Source organism: Lactiplantibacillus nangangensis, from assembly GCF_005405065.1.
In the GTDB taxonomy this organism is placed as follows: Bacteria; Bacillota; Bacilli; order Lactobacillales; family Lactobacillaceae; genus Lactiplantibacillus; species Lactiplantibacillus nangangensis.
In genome coordinates, this window is the sequence record NZ_BJDI01000039.1 from 1 (window position 1) to 1169 (window position 1169).

The 1169-nt window shown below is 51.0% G+C and carries 11 tRNA genes; all 11 read left to right on the forward strand.

Annotated elements, in window-relative coordinates:
- Positions 1-87 precede the first annotated feature (87 nt).
- A tRNA-Arg gene (locus tag FFM70_RS13760) sits at positions 88-161 on the forward strand.
- A 5-nt stretch (positions 162-166) separates the two neighbouring features.
- Positions 167-240: transfer RNA gene (locus FFM70_RS13765), tRNA-Pro, on the forward strand.
- A gap of 28 nt (positions 241-268) precedes the next feature.
- A tRNA-Met gene (locus FFM70_RS13770) sits at positions 269-342 on the forward strand.
- A 17-nt stretch (positions 343-359) separates the two neighbouring features.
- A tRNA-Ile gene (locus FFM70_RS13775) sits at positions 360-433 on the forward strand.
- Positions 434-475: 42 nt separating this feature from the next.
- Positions 476-565 (forward strand) — tRNA-Ser (locus FFM70_RS13780).
- 6 nt (positions 566-571) lie between these two features.
- Positions 572-645: transfer RNA gene (locus FFM70_RS13785), tRNA-Met, on the forward strand.
- 4 nt (positions 646-649) lie between these two features.
- Positions 650-724: transfer RNA gene (locus tag FFM70_RS13790), tRNA-Asp, on the forward strand.
- Between the two features lie 32 nt (positions 725-756).
- Positions 757-829 (forward strand) — tRNA-Phe (locus FFM70_RS13795).
- Between the two features lie 8 nt (positions 830-837).
- Positions 838-908 (forward strand) — tRNA-Gly (locus FFM70_RS13800).
- Positions 909-913: 5 nt separating this feature from the next.
- Positions 914-987: transfer RNA gene (locus FFM70_RS13805), tRNA-Ile, on the forward strand.
- 2 nt (positions 988-989) lie between these two features.
- Positions 990-1077, forward strand: a tRNA-Ser gene (locus FFM70_RS13810).
- Positions 1078-1169: the final 92 nt, after the last annotated feature.

The window sequence follows — 1169 nt, forward strand, 5'->3', positions numbered from 1 at the left end:
GCGGAATTGGCAGACGCACAGGACTTAAAATCCTGCGGTTAGTGATAACCGTACCGGTTCGATCCCGGTCCTCGGCACTTTTATGAAGCACCCATAGCGCAATTGGATAGAGTGTCTGACTACGAATCAGAAGGTTGTAGGTTCGACTCCTACTGGGTGCATATAGCGGGAAGTAGCTCAGCTTGGTAGAGCACCTGGTTTGGGACCAGGGGGTCGCAGGTTCGAATCCTGTCTTCCCGATTAGATAATCTTTGATTATTTAACAGATCGCGGTGTAGCTCAGCTGGCTAGAGCGTCCGGTTCATACCCGGGAGGTCGAGGGTTCGATTCCCCCTGCCGCGATAGGAATAGAAGAGCTCGGACCTTTAGCTCAGTTGGTTAGAGCAAACGGCTCATAACCGTTCGGTCGTAGGTTCGAGTCCTACAAGGTCCATCTACTAATTATAGTGGACAGTTCCTAGTTACATTTATACATGGAGGATTACCCAAGTCTGGCTGAAGGGAACGGTCTTGAAAACCGTCAGGTGGGTCAAACCACGCGAGAGTTCGAATCTCTCATCCTCCTTATTATCGCGGGATGGAGCAGTCTGGTAGCTCGTCGGGCTCATAACCCGAAGGTCGCAGGTTCAAACCCTGCTCCCGCAATTTTGGTCCGTTGGTCTAGTTGGTTTAGGACGCCTGCCTGTCACGCAGGAGATCACGAGTTCGAGTCTCGTACGGACCGTTACACTAATTAAATATTTTTTATGGCTAAATGGCTCGGTAGCTCAGTCGGTAGAGCAATGGATTGAAGCTCCATGTGTCGGCAGTTCGATTCTGTCCCGCGCCATAAGTGTTGCGGGTATAGTTTAGTGGTAAAACGACAGCCTTCCAAGCTGTAGTCGCGAGTCCGATTCTCGTTACCCGCTTTTATGGGCCTATAGCTCAGTTGGTGAGAGCGCACGCCTGATAAGCGTGAGGTCGATGGTTCGAGTCCATTTAGGCCCATTGGAGAAGTACTCAAGTGGCTGAAGAGGTGCCCCTGCTAAGGGTATAGATCGCGCAAGCGGTGCGAGGGTTCGAATCCCTCCTTCTCCGTTAGTTCCATATTAAAAATATGACCCCTTGGTCAAGTGGTTTAAGACACTGCCCTTTCACGGCAGTAACATGGGTTCGAATCCCGTAGGGGT